Genomic DNA, 17,742 nt, shown 5'->3' with positions numbered 1-17,742 from the left:
GTTGAATCAAATTCAACTTGACAAAATACTTACTTAATAATTAAATTACAGCTATTTGCTATCATATTTATCTAACTTTTTAACACTCTAAAAGCTGTAGTACATCTAAAAATATATGAGATAGTTTTGAATAAAATTATTATGATTTTAGTTATACTTTAAAACTAAAAGTAAACCTATCTGTTTACTTTTTTTACATTTTGTCAACACATGTGTTTACTTTTATATATATTTGTAAACACTTAAGTTTACAAAATATGAGAAATAAGCGAAAACTTTTAATTGAACAGTTAGACCAAAAGCTACAACCATTCTCTGAAACTAAAAAGATTTTGATTCCAGAACTCGGATGGATACATACCATTAGAACAACACTTAATATGACAATGGCTCAACTTGGTGCCAAACTAAATATTACTAGACAAGGTGTAAAAAGAATTGAGGAAAGTGAAGCTAATGGCACCATAACACTTAATTCTTTAAAGCATGCCGCCAATGTTATGGACTTAAAATTAGTGTATGCTTTGGTTCCAAAAAATGGAACTATTGACGATTTAATACAAATAAAAGCAGAAAAGCTTGCCCAAAAAATAGTATTACGAACCAATCAAAATATGAAATTAGAAGACCAAGGAATTGGAGATGAAAAGATCGCTAAAACCATCAAGGAACTTGCTTATGAAATAAAACGAGAGATGAAAAAATCACTATGGGATTAGAATTCAATTACAAAAACGGTCAAACACCATTAGATGAAGAAGAAAAAGAAGGTCTCAAAATAAAGTCAGTTACTACTCAAGGAGAATTGGATGAATTTGAGCAATTAAACATTGAAAAAGCAGTCGAATGGACTATGCATGCAAAATTGAAAACTAAAACTATTTTGACAGAAAAGTTTATTAAAAATTTACACAAAAGAATGTATGGTGATGTATGGAAATGGGCAGGTGTATATAGAAAAACTGAAAAAAATATCGGAATTCCTTGGACACAGATTGGAATTGAAACAAGGAATTTATTGGATGATACAAAGTATTGGATTGAAAATAAAACGTATTCACATGAAGAAATTGCTATTCGTTTTAAACATCGAATCGTATCAATTCATTGTTTTCCTAATGGAAATGGAAGGCATTCAAGATTGATGGCGGATATAATTATTGAATCAATATTTGGGAAAGAAATATTCTCGTGGCATCAATCAAACATGGTGAAAGCCAATGAAATTAGAAAAGAATATATCAACGCCTTGAAAAAAGCCGATAATGGAGATCCTGAAGCATTAATTAAATTTGCGAAAAAATAAAGTAATAAATCTAAACTTCCAACTTATACCCAACACCATGTACATTGGTCAATTTGATGTCTTGATCTTCTTTTAGTTTTTTGCGAATTTTGGAAATGTAGGTATCTAAACTTCTTCCGACAATTACACCGTTGTCTTCCCAAACTTTTTTGGTTAATTCGTCACGTGTGACAATTTGATTTGGGTTTGCGATAAAAATTTTCAACAATTCACATTCTTTCTTGGATAAACTGATCTCGGTAGCTTCTTTTATCAATTTATTTTGACTTGGATAAAATTGAAAACTTCCCAATTGTGCGTAGCTTTCGTTACTTTCTTGAGAATGTTCAACTTGTTTTTTCTTGAAAAAGAACAATTCCATCACAATGATAATCAACAGAATAAGACCATATAAAAAAGTAGATATATTAATGTAAGCTGTTTTAATTTCTGTAAATCGGACTTCAATAGTATAACAGTTTTTAGGCAACCAACGTCCGGCACATGGAATAATGGTGCTTTCTTCATGTTTTGTCATTTGAAAACTATATGCAACTTGCGCATCGGTACATTGGATAACCTCAACAAGATATGCAGATGGCAATTGTGATCTTGTGAAACTATTTTTCATGATAGAAACCATCATATTTGGTTCAAATTCGAGCGCGTTTTGAAAAGACAATTCAAATTTCGCTCTGGAAATTTCTTTTACAGGCAAAATTAACGACGTACTATCTTTTTCAGACAACAGTAACTTGTTTCCAACATCACGCAATGCGATTTTTACTTTTTCAGAAAATTCCGTTGCTGCCTGATTCGGTTTTGAAAATTGCCAAATTAATACTCCAATCAGTATCAATATACTGTATAGGTAAATCCGTTTTTTGTTCATAAGGTAAACCAGTTGCTTTAGGATAAGACCACAAGATATTTTTATAGAATTCAAGATAACAAACAGAGACATGCCAAAGCACTAAAATCTCAATTATCGAGTAAATAACATACAATTTCATGACATTTTACAACTGTTGACACTTCTTTTACACTTTTTTGACATTTTTTAGCATGTGTTCGATCTAGTTTTACTTCAAAATCAAAACATTCGAAAAATGAACAAAATTCTAATCCTCATGTTTGCTCTTTTTAGCATAGGCAATCATACAAATGATGAATTCACAACAAAAAGTAATTTTCCTTTACAGAAAGAAATCATCAAAAAAGAAGAACCGTACGACATTACATTTAAGGTTGAAAAGTTAAAAAACAATACCTACAATTTTATCATTAGTATGGAATTGGAGAAAGATGCGCATTATGTGTCTCCAAATTCAAAAGGTTCGTATTTGGGTCAATTTACCATGATTATGGATAAGAATACAAAGCTTCGTATGAATGAAGCATTTACAGAAATTCCATTGTCAAAAGAAAGTATTGATCCTTGGAATGGCGGTCCTGTAAACTTTGTAAGAGAGCACACAACCTACACAAAACAGTTTACGATTTCCGATACAAATGACTTTGAAGTTGCTGGCTTGGTTCAGTTTGTAATTGAACCGCGTTGTACACTAGAAAAAATACATTTTAAAATTACAAATACATCAGGAAACATAGAAATTAAACAACAAAACACGAACAATTAATTATGAAAAAATATATCTTATTACTTGCCTTTTTTACAATTTGCATTGCAACAACAAATGCACAAGATTTATTGACAATAAACACGTCTAAAAGTGACATAAAATGGTCGTGTGATTATAGTTTTTACTTTAGTGGTCATTATGGAATTGTAAAATTTAAAGAAGGTTATTTTATCAAAACCAACGATAAAATTACGGGTGGAAGTTTTATCATTGATTTAAATACCATTATGGCGCAAGACATGGAAAAAGATGGAAATGAAGGTTTGACAAACCATTTGAAAGATCCTGATTTTTTTGAGGTAAACAAATATCCAACGGCAACTTTAGTAATTACAAGTGTTTCCTATCATGATGCGACACATTTTGAAGCAAAAGCCGATATGACAATTAAAGGAATTACACAAGCTGTAAAATTTCAGGCTACGCTTGATTTTGAGCAAAAAACGATGAAAACGAAGTTTAAAATTGATCGTACGCGTTGGGGAATTGTGTATAATAGTAAACTAAAAGACCAAGCTATTTCAGATGCTATTGGCTTTGACGTAACATTAAGTTTGTAATTTGTAACTATGAAACATATACTATTTTTAATTGTATTTTTTTGCACATTTACGGTATTTGGACAAGAAAAGTCTGAAGTCAATTTATTAACTTCAGATGCTTCTTGGGGAAAAGAAATCATTAGGATGCCATTACATTTTGCACCTGAAATTCCGTATAAAGGAGTGGAAGAGTTACGTTTTTCTCCAGATTGGTCCAAACAAGATAAAGATGGTTATTGGACATACGCGTTTGTTTGGGACGTTGATTTGGATAAAAAACTAACAGCAACCCATTTAGAAACCGATTTGCAGTATTATTTTGATGGTTTGATGGACGGCGTAAATAAAGATAAAGGCAAGGTTTTACCAAAAACGATCGCGTTTATTCTCAAAAAAGAAACTCCTACTGAAAATGCAGATTTTGTAGGGAAACTTCAAGTATACAATTCGTTTCACACGAGAGACATTATGATTTTATATTGTACCGTAAAACAATATTACTGTAAAGAAAAGCAACGATCAATGGTGCTATTTCGTTTCTCACCAAAACCATTTGAACACACTATTTGGAAGGAATTGAACGCTATAAGACTAAAGAAGAAACCTTGTGAGGATTCTTAATCTTTTATAATTCGTTTAAATAAATAATTATTTGCAATTCGCGATTCGCGAATTGCAAATAATTATTTGTATTTTTGAAAATATTCAAAAGAATTGTTTTATGAAAAAACACAATGGTATGCGTCCTCACGACATTGCTATTCTTCTTAAAATTGCAAGTAAAGGAAACGAAAAATGGTACATGAAAGACTTAGCTCATGAACTTAGTATAAGTCCAAGTGAAATAAGTGAAAGTATATATCGCTCTGTAATTGGAGGCTTAATTAGTAGCGATAAGAGATCACTCAAAAAACTAGCGCTTTTAGACTTTTTAAAATCAGGATTGAAATATGTATATCCACAACAACCTGGCGCAATGGTTAGAGGTATTGGGACTTCAATTTCTGCAAGCCCGTTAAATAAGGAGATTGTCAGTATTGATCGATTTGTATGGGCTTTTGGAGAAGGAAATATGAGAGGACAAGTAATAGAACCTCTTCATCCTAAAACGCCAGAAGCTTGTCTCAAGGATAAAAAGTATTACGAATTAATGGCATTGACGGATGCTATTAGAATTGGAAAAGTACGAGAACAAAATATTGCTTTTGATATGTTGAGAGAAAAAATTGAGTATGCTTAAAAACCAAACAATAAATTTAGGGGTCATAGAAAAAGTTGCTTCTGCTTTGGAGGAAATTAATGAAGACGTAATTTATGTTGGTGGCGCGGTAGTCAGTCTATATGTTACTGATGAAGGTGCCGAATTACCAAGACCAACAAAAGACATTGATATTTCTGTTCAGATAAGCACATATGCTGAAATGGAAGAATTACGAGAAAAATTAGCTTCTAAAAAAATCTATCCAGCATCTTATGAAACAGTCATATATCGATATACTTATGAAGATGTCCTAATTGATTTCATTCCCTATGAGCAAACTCCTCTTGGTCCAACAAATAGTTGGCTAAAACCAGGTTTTGAAAAAGCGTATCCAGTAGAAATTGGCAGTACCGAGATTGACATTTTACCCGTTAGCTTATTTTTAGCAACTAAGTGGGAAGCATTCCAAAATAGAGGTAACGATCCAAGAATGAGTCATGATTTTGAAGACATTATTTATGTAATTGATAATAATATCGGTCTTATAGAAGATGTTAAAAGCGCTGAAGATGATGTGAAATTATTTTTAAAAAATATGTGTAAAACTATTTTATCACACTCCTCACGTGATGAAATTATAGAATGTCATATAAACCCTTTTACATCGGAAATACGCAAAGAATTAATAATTGGTAAGCTTAAAAAAATACTAGAATTGGAATAAAATGTTATGAATAATCTTTATAAAAATAAGTTGACAACCGTAATCAAAACAAAAAGCCTCTCAGTTTCCTGAAAGGCTTTCGTTTTAATAGGTGGTCCCACTTGGGCTCGAACCAAGGACCCTCTGATTATGAGTCAGATGCTCTAACCAGCTGAGCTATGGGACCAATGCGGGTGCAATATTACTATTTTTTTTAATTCCGAAAAAATATAACTGCATTAAATTATTTCTTGACACAACTCTATAAGCGTACCATTGGTAGATTTTGGATGTAAAAATACAACTAATTTGTTATCTGCTCCTTTTTTTGGTGTTTTGTTTAGCACGATAAAACCCTCATTTTTAAGTCGTTCTACTTCTGCATAAATGTCCGTTACATCAAATGCAATGTGATGAACACCTTCACCTTTTTTAGCAATAAATTTTGCAATTGGGCTATCATCGCGAGTAGCTTCTAATAATTCTATTTTGCTTTCGCCTAACTGGAAAAAAGAGGTTTTCACGCCTTCGCTAGCAACTTCTTCCATTTTATAATGTTCCTTGTTGAACAACTTTGCAAATAATTTGTTGGATGCTTCAATATCCTTGACCGCAATTCCAATATGTTCTATTTTATTCACGTATTTCTCTAATTTACTTGTCAACTACCTTTTTAAGTAAGCTCTAAAAACGTGAAAAAAATGTATAAATATCATTTTAACACAAGCATCAGAGCATTTAAATCTCAATTATTGAGCAAAGTTATTGTAATTCAGTAGTAAAGTCAACGTTTTGTGGTCTTAATATTTTATTTTTGCAGCATTATGAGTGATATAGAAAGTAACAGACAGAAAAAAATAGCAGGTGTTTTACAAAAAGATTTGGTAGACATTTTGCAAGGCGCTGCACGTGGTGGCGGATTAACAAACATTATTATTTCGGTAACGAAAGTGAACGTTACGGTAGATCTTTCCGTAGCAAAAGTATATTTGAGTATTTTTCCACATAACAAAGGAAAAGAGTTATTAGAAGGAATTCAATCGAATGCTCCCTTAATTAAACACGAATTGGCGCAACGCGTAAAACATCAGTTGCGTAAAGTACCTAGTTTAACGTTTTTTGTAGACGATTCATTAGAGTATATTGAAAACATTGAAAAATCGCTTAAACGCGAAGAAAACCCTATTAAAGATCCTAATTTATTAGAAAAAAGAAAGAAATCGTAATTGAAATTTCCTTTTTACATAGCCAAGCGGTATTTGTTTTCTAAAAGTTCTCAAAACGCTATCAACATCATTAACATTGTCACAAGTGTGGTCGTTGTTATTGGTGCGTTGGCTTTGTTTATTGTACTTTCTGGCTTTGCAGGATTGAAAACATTTAGCCTATCTTTTAGCAATGATTTTGATCCTGATATCAAGATTGAAGCGGCTACTGGAAAGACATTTCGCGTAAGCGAAACACAACTAAAATCGTTAGAAGAAATTCCTGAAATTACTTCCTTTTCGCAAGTGGTGGAAGAACGTGTTGTATTGAGTTTAAACAACAAACACCATATTGCCAACATAAAAGGTGTTGATGCTTCTTTTGTAAATGTCAACGCTATTGATAGCATTATGTATGTTGGAAATTGGGTGAATCCGGAAGTGTTTGACGAAGCTGTTGTTGGTACCGGAACGGCTAATCTTTTAGGTGTTGTTGCACAAGATTATAGCAATTTGTTAGAAATTATTGTACCAAAACCTGGAACAAAAAGCATCACAAGTAGTTCTAAAAGTCCGTATGAAAAAATTAAAGTAATTACGAAAGGTGTTTATCGGATTAATGAAGATTTAGATAGTAAATATGTGTTTACAAATTTAGAATTGGCGCAAGAATTATTAGATTTAAACGCGAATGAAATTACACATATAGAGTTTAAATTAAAGCCTGAAGCGGATCAAACTAGTGTAAAAGAAAAGATTGCGGCTATTTTTGATAATGAAGTATTGGTTAAAAGTAGAATTGAGCTAAATGATGCTTTGTACAAAATGCTAAATACGGAAAACATAGCTATTTACTTAATTTTTACACTCGTTTTAATTCTTGCTTTGTTTAATGTAGTTGGTGCTATTGTGATGATGATTTTGGACAAGCGCAACAATATGAAAACCCTGTTTAGTATGGGAACAACCATCCGAGAAATCAAACAAATTTTCTTCTTTCAAGGAATAATTATTACCGTTTTAGGTGGTTTATTAGGAATTACACTTGGCGTGATTGTAATTTTCTGCCAATTACAATTTAAGTTATTTTACATTACACCAAGCTTGCCATATCCTGTAGAATTGAACTTTATAAATTGTGTAACAGTATTTTTAACCATTACAATTTTAGGAATATTTGCTTCTTTCCTTGCAAGTAATCGCATTAATAGAAATTTTATTGCGAACTCTTGATTTTGGACCGCTTCGCTTTTAGACTCGCCGTGCTCTTGGTATTTTGGTATGTGAATTAATAAGTTTTAAACTGAAATTTGCGTCAAGCTGAACTTGATTCAGCTTCTCATAATCATAGATTTTTGTACATTGAACGGAATCGAAATGTACTGAAATTACACAAATTGATGATCACCAAATTTCTCATACACCTCATCAAACACTTGAAAAACACCCGCAGAATCGTCTGTAGTAACCATGCGTTGTCTATATTCTTTAAAATGTGGAATTCCTTTAAAATAGTTGGTATAATGTCTTCTGGTTTCAAAAACACCTAAACGTTCACCTTTCCAATCAATAGACATTTGCAAATGACGTCTAGCTGCGTCAACTCGTTCATCCATTGTAGGTTTTGCCATGTGTTCACCCGTTTCAAAAAAGTGCTTTACTTCTCTAAAAAACCAAGGATAACCAATACTTGCACGACCAATCATTGCGCCATCTAAGCCAAATTTGTCACGCATTAACAATGCTTTTTCAGGAGAATTTACATCGCCATTTCCAAATACAGGAATGTGCATTCTTGGATTGTTTTTTACCGCAGCAATCGGATGCCAATCTGCTTCACCTTTGTACATTTGCGCACGCGTACGTCCGTGAATGGCAATAGCGGCACAACCAACATCTTGCAAACGTTCGGCAACTTCAACAATTTTTATCGTATCATGATCCCAACCTAAACGTGTTTTTACCGTCACAGGTAATTTGGTATGTTCTACCATGGCTTTTGTTAAGGAAACCATTAAATCAATATCTTTTAAAATTCCTGCGCCAGCACCTTTACTTACTACTTTTTTTACAGGACAACCAAAATTGATATCAATAATATCTGGCCCTGATTTTTCAACAATCTCGACCGATTGCAACATTGAATCAAGATTTGCCCCAAATATTTGAATTCCAACTGGACGTTCTTTTTCGTAGATATCTAGCTTCATGGTGCTTTTTGCGGCATCACGAATGAGTCCTTCAGAAGAAATAAATTCTGTATATACTACATCTGCACCTTGTTCTTTGCATAACGCTCGGAATGGCGGATCACTTACATCTTCCATTGGTGCTAAAAGCAACGGGAAGTCTGGTAACTCTATGTCTCCTATTTTGACCACAATATGTTATTCTTAAAAGATTTTGCAAAGATACATGAAAAATTGTAACGTGGTAAACACTACTCTTTTAAACGTTCTTGCTCTGCGGAAGATTTTGTGCGCTGATTGGTGCTTAATTTGGTGTTTCCGAAGTTATAACGGAATCCTACACGGATACTTCGTGTATCAAAATCTGAAGTATATGCACTATTTTGATTGACAAATTGTGTTGTTTTTGTAAATTTTTGACCGTTTAAAATATCATTTAAAGCTAATGATACGGTAGCTTTCTTATTCCATATTGTTTTACGAAATGAAAGACTTATTAAGTTTCTGTCTGAAATATTAGATAATCCTTGAATGTTGGACGATATATATAAAAACGACAAATTAGCTGTTAAGCTTTGATCTTTTAAAAACGTAAAATTATTATCAATAGATGTGTAATTTGACCATTTTTTTTGTGAAACACTTACATCATCTAATGTATAAGTATCTTCAAGGTTAAACATAGAGGTGACCACAGAAACATCCCATGTATCTAATACAGAAAAATAGGTTACAAAATCTAAACCATAGTTTACGTTATTTTCTACATTTGAAGCAACATATTGTAATACATCATTTTCATTGTCTTGAAGCGTCAATTCATAAATAGCGCCTTTGTCATACGTATAATAGGCTTCTATAAAGAACTTGTCATTGATTTCTGCTCCTATTTTATAGTTGTTTACAATAGATGGTTGTAATTTCGGGTTTCCTGTCACAAATGAAAAATCAGTAAAATTATATCGAAACGGATTTAAATTGTCAAAACTTGGACGCGTAATTCTTCGGCTAAAGTCTGCATAAATATTGAATTTATCCGATACCTTATGACTTATGTAAGCACTTGGAAACAATTCAAAGTAGTTTTGCGTGTTTACTTGATTTGTACTTATAGAGTTTCCTTTGATTTCCGTTTGCTCACCTCTAAACCCAACTTTTAAACTCCACTTTTCCCAACTCTTTGCATAACTTACATAGCCTGCATAGATAGCTTCATCATATTGAAACGTATCAGAATTGGTAACATCTAATACCGAAACACCATTTTCAATATTAAACTGCCATAAATTACTATCAGTTTCAATAGATGCCGCTTTAATTCCCGTTTCTAAAGTAGCCGATTCACTTATTGGCAATTCATAATCAACTTGTCCACTTACAATATTTGTTGTTTGATTGGCATGTGTTGTAAATGCAGTTGTAAAATCTGGACTTGAAACGACATCATAATTTGTAAATACATGCTGGTCGTTAGCTTTGTCATAATCTGTATAATGTACATTTACCGAAAGCTTCTCTCCTTCTTTTGCAAAATAATGTGCGTAATCTAAATTTAAACCTAAGTTGTGTTTGTCTTGATTGGAATTGTTGATTGCCGCCAACGAAAAATCTTCATTTGCAGCAGTTTGATCGTCTACAATTGAATTCGTTAACGTTCTGCGTTTCCAATATGGATTGTATAACAAGTTTCCTGAAAAACTCAATATATTTTTTGCATCAAACTCATAATCAAGATTCAAATTAACATTGTGTCTTTTTTCTCTTGTATTTCTGTTACTTTCAGAATTCCAAATTGATGTTGTAGCTGCATTGTCTAAATAGTTAATACGCTCATCATTGTCTCTGTTAATTTTTGTATTTGTATAACTATAACTTCCAAATATATTTAACTTATCACGCTTATAAAAGTGATTCATTCCGGCATTGTAACGTGGAAAAATTCCTTGTGTAAAGTTCCCATAAATACTTCCGTTGTAGCCTAAAGCTAAGTTCTTAGTCATTACAATATTCAAAATTGTGCCACCTTGTGCGTCATATCGTGCGGGCGGATTCGTGATGACCTCAACAGATTTTACATTTTGTGCTGGTGTACCTTCTAATAATTGATAAATTTCGCTTGCCGAAAGATGTACTTTCCGATCATTAATATACACAGTTGGAGTACTATTTTTAACAGATAACGTATTATTAACTACAATAACACCAGGTGTTCTGCGCAATACTTCCCACGTGTTATCTTCTGTCAATGCAGTTCCTGCTACCGTAAATACCAAACGATCAATTTCGCGCTTTAGCGTAGGTTTTTTTGAAGAAATAACAACACCATCAAGTGATTCTGTATCTTTCTGAAGAATAAGAGTTCCTAAATTTTTAGTGCCTTTAATTTCAATTACCTGTGTATATGTTTTATACCCTAAAAAACTAATGTTTAGTGTGTACTTTCCTGCAGAAACATCGGGAATTAAAAATACACCTGAACCATCTGAAGAACTTCCTTTTACGACATTGCCATCGTGCAACAATACAGCATTCGCAAATGCTATTGCAGTTTCCGAGTCGGAAGCAATTAATGTACCCGAGACTTGATAGGTTTTCTGCCCGAATACGGTAAAAATTGTAAAAAGCACAAATAAACTTGTGATTTTCAGGTTCATGGTTATGGTTTGGTTACTTGGCTGCAAATATATTGATTTTTATTTAATGTAGAAAAAAAGCTACACAAATAATTAAAAAATCTTTGTATATGCAATTAAAACATGAGGTTTTACCTAGTAAAAAGCTATATTTGCAAATTATTAGCGATAGAATTAGATGAAGCACATAAGAAACTTTTGCATTATTGCACATATCGATCATGGAAAGAGCACATTAGCTGACAGATTGTTAGATTTTACAGGCTCTGTAACTGAACGAGAAAAGCAAGATCAATTATTAGATAGTATGGATTTAGAACGTGAACGTGGAATCACGATTAAATCGCATGCCATTCAAATGGAATATACACATGAAGGTCAAGAATATATCTTGAATTTGATTGATACGCCTGGACATGTCGATTTTTCCTATGAAGTTTCACGATCTATTGCCGCTTGTGAAGGTGCTTTGCTTATTGTAGATGCCGCGCAAAGTATTCAAGCACAGACAATTTCTAATCTATATCTAGCTTTAGAGAACGATTTAGAAATTATTCCCGTATTAAATAAAGTAGATTTACCAAGTGCCAATCCTGAAGAAGTAACCGATGATATTGTTGATTTATTAGGTTGCGATCCCGAAGAGGTAATTCACGCAAGTGGAAAAACAGGTTTTGGTGTTGACAATATTTTAGCCGCAGTTATTGATCGTATTCCTGCACCAACAGGTATATATGACGAACCGTTACAAGCATTAATTTTCGATTCTGTTTACAATCCGTTTAGAGGTGTTGAAACGTATTTTAGAGTAATGAATGGTTCTATTAAAAAAGGACAACGTATTAAGTTTGTAGCAACAAATAACGAATACAATGCTGACGAAGTTGGAACGTTAAAGTTGAATCAGGTTGTTAAGAAAGAAATTAAAACTGGTGATGTTGGATACTTAATTACGGGTATTAAAGATGCCCGTGAAGTAAAAGTTGGTGATACAATTACAGACGCCAAAACTCCAACAACAAATCCTATTGGTGGATTTGAAGATGTAAAACCAATGGTTTTTGCCGGAATTTACCCTGTTGATACTGAAGATTATGAAGAACTTCGTAATTCAATGGAAAAACTACAGCTAAATGATGCTTCGTTGGTATTTACACCAGAAAGTTCAGCCGCTTTAGGTTTCGGTTTCCGTTGTGGATTCTTAGGAATGTTGCACATGGAAATTATTCAGGAACGTTTGGAACGTGAGTTCAATATGACCGTAATTACAACAGTTCCTAACGTGTCGTATCATTCGTTTACAAAGAAAAATCCGGAGGAAATTGTTATTGTAAATAATCCTTCTGATTTACCAGATCCATCAAGTTTGGATCGTGTAGAAGAGCCGTATATCAAAGCAACGATCATTACAAAATCTGACTTTGTCGGAAACGTAATGTCACTTTGTATTGAAAAAAGAGGACAAATTACCAATCAAACATATTTGACTACAGAACGTGTTGAATTGTCGTTTGATATGCCATTGGCAGAAATTGTATTTGATTTTTATGATCGATTAAAAACGGTTTCCAAAGGATATGCTTCGTTTGACTATTCGCCAATTGGAATGCGCAAGTCGAAATTGGTTCGTGTAGATATTTTATTGAATGCACAATCGGTTGATGCGCTTTCTGCGTTAATTCATGCAGACAATGCGTATAACATTGGTAAAAAGATGTGTGAAAAGTTGAAAGAATTGATTCCAAGACAACAGTTTGATATTCCGATTCAAGCGGCAATTGGTGCAAAAATAATTTCGCGTGAAACCATCAAAGCACTTCGTAAAGATGTAACTGCAAAATGTTACGGAGGAGATATTTCGCGTAAGCGTAAACTACTGGAAAAACAGAAAAAAGGTAAAAAACGTATGCGTCAAGTTGGTAATGTAGAAATACCACAACAAGCGTTTATGGCAGTGTTGAAGTTGAATGATTAAGTTCTAGATTTTTGGATTGTTAGATCTTTATATCATTAGAAAACTTTTTTCATACACTTGATTCAATGTGATTCAGCTTCATGTAATAGTGAAGAATTCCTGTGTGTTTTTAAACCAGCGGATCTTTTAAATCCTCTAAAATTACAGGTTCCCAAGTTTCTTTTAGTGAGTTTCTACAAGCTCTCGCTAAATCGTAAGAAGCATTTTTGAGTTCAGAAAAATCATTTGATTCGCTTCCTTCCAAATATTTGAGTTTATTTTCAAATTGAATCATGGCATCATACACCTGTTGGTCTTCAATCATGGAAAGTTTCCCCCAATAATATTGCCGAAATTCAACAATTTCTTCTGGTGTTTTTTCTAAATTTTCGGTAACTGCAATTTTTGAAGCTAATTCCAACACGCGTTCGTAGTTTTCGTAGCGTTTCTGCCAAAATTCTTTTTTAAATTCTTCTTTCTTGGTTTGTGAAAACTTGATAATTCCGAAAATTGCTGTGGTTACCGCAATTAAAACTCCCGCCACAGCTTCCCAATGTAATGATAAATATTTTATTGCGTCGTTCATGTAAAATTATTTTCAATACAAGTTACGAATTTATAAAACTCCTGAATGAAGAAAAAACTGCCCTAAAATACTACAATTTATAACTCGTGCGCAACACGAAATTAAGCTGTTTCCGTAGTTTCTACATCAAACGGCTTTCCTAAGTATACAAGTTGCCAATCTTCACCAACAACATCAATATCCATATTGTATGATGAAATGATTTTAAGTTCTCCTTTTGAATCTTTTATAAACAACGGAATAATATCTTTATCGTTGTTGGTAATTTCAATTAGGTTTTTATAATGTGCTGTGTCATTAATAGTAATTTCTTGAATTGAAGGATATTTTAGCGTAACTTCTGTTAATGAGTTGTAATCATCTGTATGCGAAAATAAACCTTCTTTTGGATTGTCATTTTCGTCTAACATTTCTTCTTTTGTCACCAATCGGAACGAACCATTTTCACCAAATTCTGTGCTAAACTTATCAATAGCGTATTTATTAATTCCAGAGCTTCCAGTAAGTGCCATTAAATATCCAACATCATTCAATTCTATATTATCCGTAAGTGTATTTGAATAAATATCTGTACTAATAGCTTCTAAACCAAGTTCTTTTGCTTTCGCGATATTATTCAGATTGCTATCAATTAATACTACATGTCGTCCATGCGATTCTAAATAATGACCTAGTAAACGTGAAACTTTTGAAGCGCCAACAATTAAAATTCCGTTCGATTTTTTCAAAAATACACCTACCAATTTCGCAAACAATCGTGCGGTTGTTGCATTTAATAAAACTGTTCCTAAAACAATCATGAATACTAATGGTGTAATGTATTCAGCACCTGGAACTTCTTGTTTTACCAGTTTACTTCCAAATAATGAAGCAATTCCTGCCGCCACAATACCACGCGGTCCAACCCAACTAATGAAGAGTTTTTCATTTAATTTTAGTTTCGATTTCGATGTACTCAAGAAAACACCAAGCGGTCGTATGACAAATACCACAACGATGAATAATACGGCTGTTTTCCAGTTATACAACAACATTAAATCTTCTATATTAATGTTTGCGGCAAGCAGAATAAAAAGTATCGAAATTAGCAATACGCTTAATGATTCTTTAAAGTATAAGAGTTCTTTTATGTTTTCTAGTTTTCCGTTTCCTAACACCATTCCCATGACAACAACAGCTAATAAACCGGATTCATGTGCAAATATTTCAGACTCAACAAACACCAATAACACCACAGATAGTGAAACTACATTTAATAGATAATGCGGAATGAATTTTTTATTTATCGCGAAAGCTAAAGCATGTGCAAACGTAAATCCGAAGGTGGTTCCGAATAAGATAATCTTTCCAAACTCGATCAACGCTGTTTTTGTAAAACCACTATCGCCTTCTACGCTGATAAATTCAAAAACCAAAACGGCAACCAACGCACCAATTGGATCAATTAGAATTCCTTCCCACTTTAATACTGTAGATATGTCTTTTTTCAGTGGAATGTTTCGAAGAATCGGCGTAATTACGGTTGGCCCGGTTACAATAATTAACCCTGAAAATAGAAATGATAAATCAAGGCTTAATCCAAAAATAAAATGTGCTGCAATTCCTGCTCCAAAAAATGTAATGGTTGAACCTAACGTAATTAATTTTGTAATGACAGGGCCTACATTTTTAATTTCAGCACGTTTTAGGGTTAATCCACCTTCAAACAGAATGATACTGATGGCCAAAGACACAAAATAGTACAAACTTTCTCCTGGAAACAGTCCTTTTTCTTTTTCGTTATCCCAAATTGGTTCAATCCACTTTGTTCCATCTTCTGATAAAAATTCTGCGGCGATAGGTCCAACAAGCAAACCGATAAGAATTAATGGTAAAATTGCTGGAATTTTAAATTTCCAAGCAACCCATTGTGCCAATATTCCTAAGATGATAATTCCCGCTAATTCGAGCATATACTTTTTTTTGAATTGAATCGTAAATTTAACAATTATAATATGAAAGTAAGTTAGATATATTCATATTAAAAAAACTGTTTTTTGGAAATTAGTGAATCTTCGATTTCCAGAGGTATTTTTTATTTGTCAATTTCTTCTTTTGAGTTTTTAGAATCCAAAAAAATGCGGCTGAACTTCCATCTCCATAGTAGTGACATTATTCTAATTTTATTTTTTTTGAATAAAAATCAATTGAACTTTCATGATTTTCTGAAAACATATGGATTCCACATAGTTCTTTTATAGTCATCTATCGGATTTTCTTAAATTATATACAATGTTATTGTTCACTCAATGCATCTATAATTTTCAATTTGAGTTCTTCATTAAAATCATCTTCTATCAATATAGAACTAATTATTTCTTGTAATAAATGTTTGTCAATTTTATTGTCAGCAACATATACTGAAATGTTTTCCATTTCTATAATGAACTTATCAATACAGTATTCAATTCCATTTACTTCTAAAAAATATGCTCCAAGAGCGATTGAAGTTCTCTTGTTTCCATCATTAAACGCATGGAATTTATTAACTGAAAAAACAAGATGCGTTAGTTTCTCTTCAAATTCAGGATAATAAAGATCGTTTTTTATATGCTCTAAAACACTTTCTATTTTCCCAATTTCTATTATTCCAGAATTTCCTCCAGAATTTTCAATTATAAAACTGTGTGTACGAATAGCGTGTTGTATATCAAAATAAATATATGTTTCCATTATCTATTTTTTAATCTTTTAAAAACATCAATGTTTTTTAGAATTCTATCTTCTAAATCCATACTTTTTTCTCCAAGAAATTTATCAAATTCTTCTACTGTAAGATGTGTAATATAATTTTTGAGTTTTTCATGTAGAGCGTCTCTAAATGCCATATCTCTACTAGCCATTATTCCTCGGGCTTTCTCCCTTAAGGGTTCATATATTAAATTAGTCAAGTTTTCAAACCTGTCAAATAAAGCATTAGTTTCTGAAAGGCGAAGTTTTCGTCCTTCTTTTTCTGAATGTTTTTTTAAAAAATCTGCAAATCCATTTTCATAACTAGAAATCAAATCTAGTACTTCTGAGTACATTGTAGAGCGAACACTTTCTTTGTTTTTCAATTTAAGTATTTGACGATATTCTTTAGCATCTTCTTTGAATACGCTTTTGTAAACTTTATTGGTTAATTGGGCATATTTAAATTTATTAGACTCCACATAATTATCTAGTGCGTTTGTAAATTCTTCTCTATAATTGTGTTCTCTTAAAGCACTTGAAAGAAATTCTTCTTCTCTTTGGTTTATATATTTGGTATTCCCTCCTAGTTTTTGATTTATTGAATCTAAAACAATATCTAATATAAAAGCTCTTAGCAATTTCGCTTTTTCACTTTCAGTTAAAAGCATTCCAATATTTAAAAATGCACGAAAAGTAAGAACACCCAATACAGATGTCTTTTTTAAAGATTCATCTATGGTAGCGACATTTGTGTCGTTACCATATGCTAATTTGAAGTTTTTCAAGCGGTTTCCAGTTAAAATTTCATACCCAGATTCTTCAAATTCTGTTTTATTACTTTCAATATACCTATCAACAGTTCTATTGTCAATTTCAAAAAATTCAGCAACTTGCTTTTTAGTAAATCTGAATTTGTTTTCAAACATTACACCTGGAAAAGAAACCTCTGAATAGATTATTTCTAAAGCATAGTTATTATTCAGAATATTCTTTCTATGTAAATCAGATGTCGTTAAATCTTTGTTCATTTTGTAAAGGTAAGATTTTAGTTTTTTCGTAATGTTGGGTAACGTATATATAACAGGAATT

The 17,742-nt window shown here is 32.4% G+C and carries 18 protein-coding genes and 1 tRNA gene; 10 read left to right on the top strand and 9 right to left on the bottom strand.

Annotation, left to right across the window (positions count from 1 at the left end):
* The first annotated feature begins 257 nt into the window (after positions 1–257).
* Positions 258–719 carry a mobile mystery protein A gene (locus ACQ654_RS14415; RefSeq protein ID WP_430411042.1) on the top strand — a complete coding sequence of 154 codons (462 nt, stop codon included), beginning with the start codon at positions 258–260 and terminating at the stop codon, positions 717–719.
* Positions 710–1,306, top strand: a complete 597-nt coding sequence (locus ACQ654_RS14410; protein ID WP_430411041.1) for a mobile mystery protein B — start codon at positions 710–712, stop codon at positions 1,304–1,306. The genes ACQ654_RS14415 and ACQ654_RS14410 overlap by 10 nt, the downstream gene beginning before the upstream one ends.
* A 10-nt stretch (positions 1,307–1,316) precedes the next feature.
* Here the strand turns inward: ACQ654_RS14410 and ACQ654_RS14405 are convergent, their stop codons facing one another.
* Entirely contained in the window at positions 1,317–2,177 is an 861-nt protein-coding gene (locus tag ACQ654_RS14405; RefSeq protein WP_430411040.1) for a winged helix-turn-helix domain-containing protein, read from the bottom strand.
* A 217-nt stretch (positions 2,178–2,394) separates the two neighbouring features.
* Here ACQ654_RS14405 and ACQ654_RS14400 point away from each other — a divergent pair, with 217 nt between their 5' ends.
* From ACQ654_RS14400 to ACQ654_RS14380, 5 genes are all read left to right on the top strand, one after another.
* Entirely contained in the window at positions 2,395–2,925 is a 531-nt protein-coding gene (locus ACQ654_RS14400; RefSeq protein ID WP_430411039.1) for a hypothetical protein, read from the top strand.
* A 2-nt stretch (positions 2,926–2,927) separates the two neighbouring features.
* Positions 2,928–3,488 carry a YceI family protein gene (locus tag ACQ654_RS14395; RefSeq protein WP_430411038.1) on the top strand — a complete coding sequence of 187 codons (561 nt, stop codon included), beginning with the start codon at positions 2,928–2,930 and terminating at the stop codon, positions 3,486–3,488.
* 9 nt (positions 3,489–3,497) lie between these two features.
* Positions 3,498–4,091 (top strand): hypothetical protein, encoded by a 594-nt coding sequence (locus ACQ654_RS14390; protein ID WP_430411037.1) that lies wholly within the window; start codon positions 3,498–3,500, stop codon positions 4,089–4,091.
* 100 nt (positions 4,092–4,191) lie between these two features.
* On the top strand, positions 4,192–4,710 hold the full coding sequence (locus tag ACQ654_RS14385) for a hypothetical protein (RefSeq protein WP_430411036.1): 519 nt from the start codon (positions 4,192–4,194) through the stop codon (positions 4,708–4,710).
* Positions 4,703–5,395: a nucleotidyl transferase AbiEii/AbiGii toxin family protein gene (locus ACQ654_RS14380; protein ID WP_430411035.1), complete on the top strand. Its 693-nt coding sequence runs from the start codon at positions 4,703–4,705 to the stop codon at positions 5,393–5,395. Before ACQ654_RS14385 ends, ACQ654_RS14380 begins: the two co-directional genes overlap by 8 nt.
* A 92-nt stretch (positions 5,396–5,487) precedes the next feature.
* On the opposite strand, the gene ACQ654_RS14375 is transcribed toward ACQ654_RS14380, so the two are convergent.
* Together ACQ654_RS14375 and mce are read right to left on the bottom strand one after the other, a co-directional pair.
* Positions 5,488–5,561: transfer RNA gene (locus ACQ654_RS14375), tRNA-Ile, on the bottom strand.
* Between the two features lie 52 nt (positions 5,562–5,613).
* Complete coding sequence (gene mce / locus ACQ654_RS14370) at positions 5,614–6,015, bottom strand: methylmalonyl-CoA epimerase (RefSeq protein ID WP_430411034.1); 402 nt, start codon at positions 6,013–6,015, stop codon at positions 5,614–5,616.
* Between the two features lie 192 nt (positions 6,016–6,207).
* Between mce and rbfA the strand changes: the two genes are divergently transcribed.
* Both rbfA and ACQ654_RS14360 read left to right on the top strand, forming a co-directional pair.
* Positions 6,208–6,600 (top strand): 30S ribosome-binding factor RbfA, encoded by a 393-nt coding sequence (gene rbfA, locus ACQ654_RS14365; protein WP_430413028.1) that lies wholly within the window; start codon positions 6,208–6,210, stop codon positions 6,598–6,600.
* A complete protein-coding gene (locus tag ACQ654_RS14360; protein ID WP_430411033.1) occupies positions 6,601–7,812 on the top strand; it encodes an ABC transporter permease in 1,212 nt (403 codons plus the stop codon).
* Between the two features lie 155 nt (positions 7,813–7,967).
* Here the strand turns inward: ACQ654_RS14360 and dusB are convergent, their stop codons facing one another.
* A complete protein-coding gene (gene dusB, locus ACQ654_RS14355) occupies positions 7,968–8,960 on the bottom strand; it encodes a tRNA dihydrouridine synthase DusB (RefSeq protein WP_430411032.1) in 993 nt (330 codons plus the stop codon).
* A gap of 59 nt (positions 8,961–9,019) precedes the next feature.
* On the bottom strand, positions 9,020–11,422 hold the full coding sequence (locus ACQ654_RS14350) for a TonB-dependent receptor domain-containing protein (protein WP_430411031.1): 2,403 nt from the start codon (positions 11,420–11,422) through the stop codon (positions 9,020–9,022).
* A 157-nt stretch (positions 11,423–11,579) separates the two neighbouring features.
* On the opposite strand from ACQ654_RS14350, the gene lepA reads away from it, so the two are divergent.
* Positions 11,580–13,376 (top strand): translation elongation factor 4, encoded by a 1,797-nt coding sequence (gene lepA / locus ACQ654_RS14345; RefSeq protein ID WP_430411030.1) that lies wholly within the window; start codon positions 11,580–11,582, stop codon positions 13,374–13,376.
* 109 nt (positions 13,377–13,485) lie between these two features.
* Here the strand turns inward: lepA and ACQ654_RS14340 are convergent, their stop codons facing one another.
* The 4 genes from ACQ654_RS14340 to ACQ654_RS14325 all read right to left on the bottom strand — a co-directional run bounded on the left by ACQ654_RS14340 (position 13,486) and on the right by ACQ654_RS14325 (position 17,681).
* Positions 13,486–13,941: a hypothetical protein gene (locus ACQ654_RS14340; RefSeq protein ID WP_430411029.1), complete on the bottom strand. Its 456-nt coding sequence runs from the start codon at positions 13,939–13,941 to the stop codon at positions 13,486–13,488.
* Positions 13,942–14,042: 101 nt separating this feature from the next.
* Positions 14,043–15,893 carry a cation:proton antiporter gene (locus ACQ654_RS14335; RefSeq protein WP_430411028.1) on the bottom strand — a complete coding sequence of 617 codons (1,851 nt, stop codon included), beginning with the start codon at positions 15,891–15,893 and terminating at the stop codon, positions 14,043–14,045.
* 322 nt (positions 15,894–16,215) lie between these two features.
* Entirely contained in the window at positions 16,216–16,653 is a 438-nt protein-coding gene (locus ACQ654_RS14330) for a type II toxin-antitoxin system death-on-curing family toxin (protein ID WP_430411027.1), read from the bottom strand.
* Positions 16,653–17,681, bottom strand: a complete 1,029-nt coding sequence (locus tag ACQ654_RS14325) for a DNA-binding protein (protein WP_430411026.1) — start codon at positions 17,679–17,681, stop codon at positions 16,653–16,655. Before ACQ654_RS14325 ends, ACQ654_RS14330 begins: the two co-directional genes overlap by 1 nt.
* Positions 17,682–17,742: the final 61 nt, after the last annotated feature.

It is taken from the genome of Kordia sp. (assembly GCF_965283645.1).
GTDB lineage: Bacteria > Bacteroidota > Bacteroidia > Flavobacteriales > Flavobacteriaceae > Kordia.
Note: the sequence above shows the minus strand (reverse complement) of the source record. Positions and strands in the feature narration are given on the sequence as shown.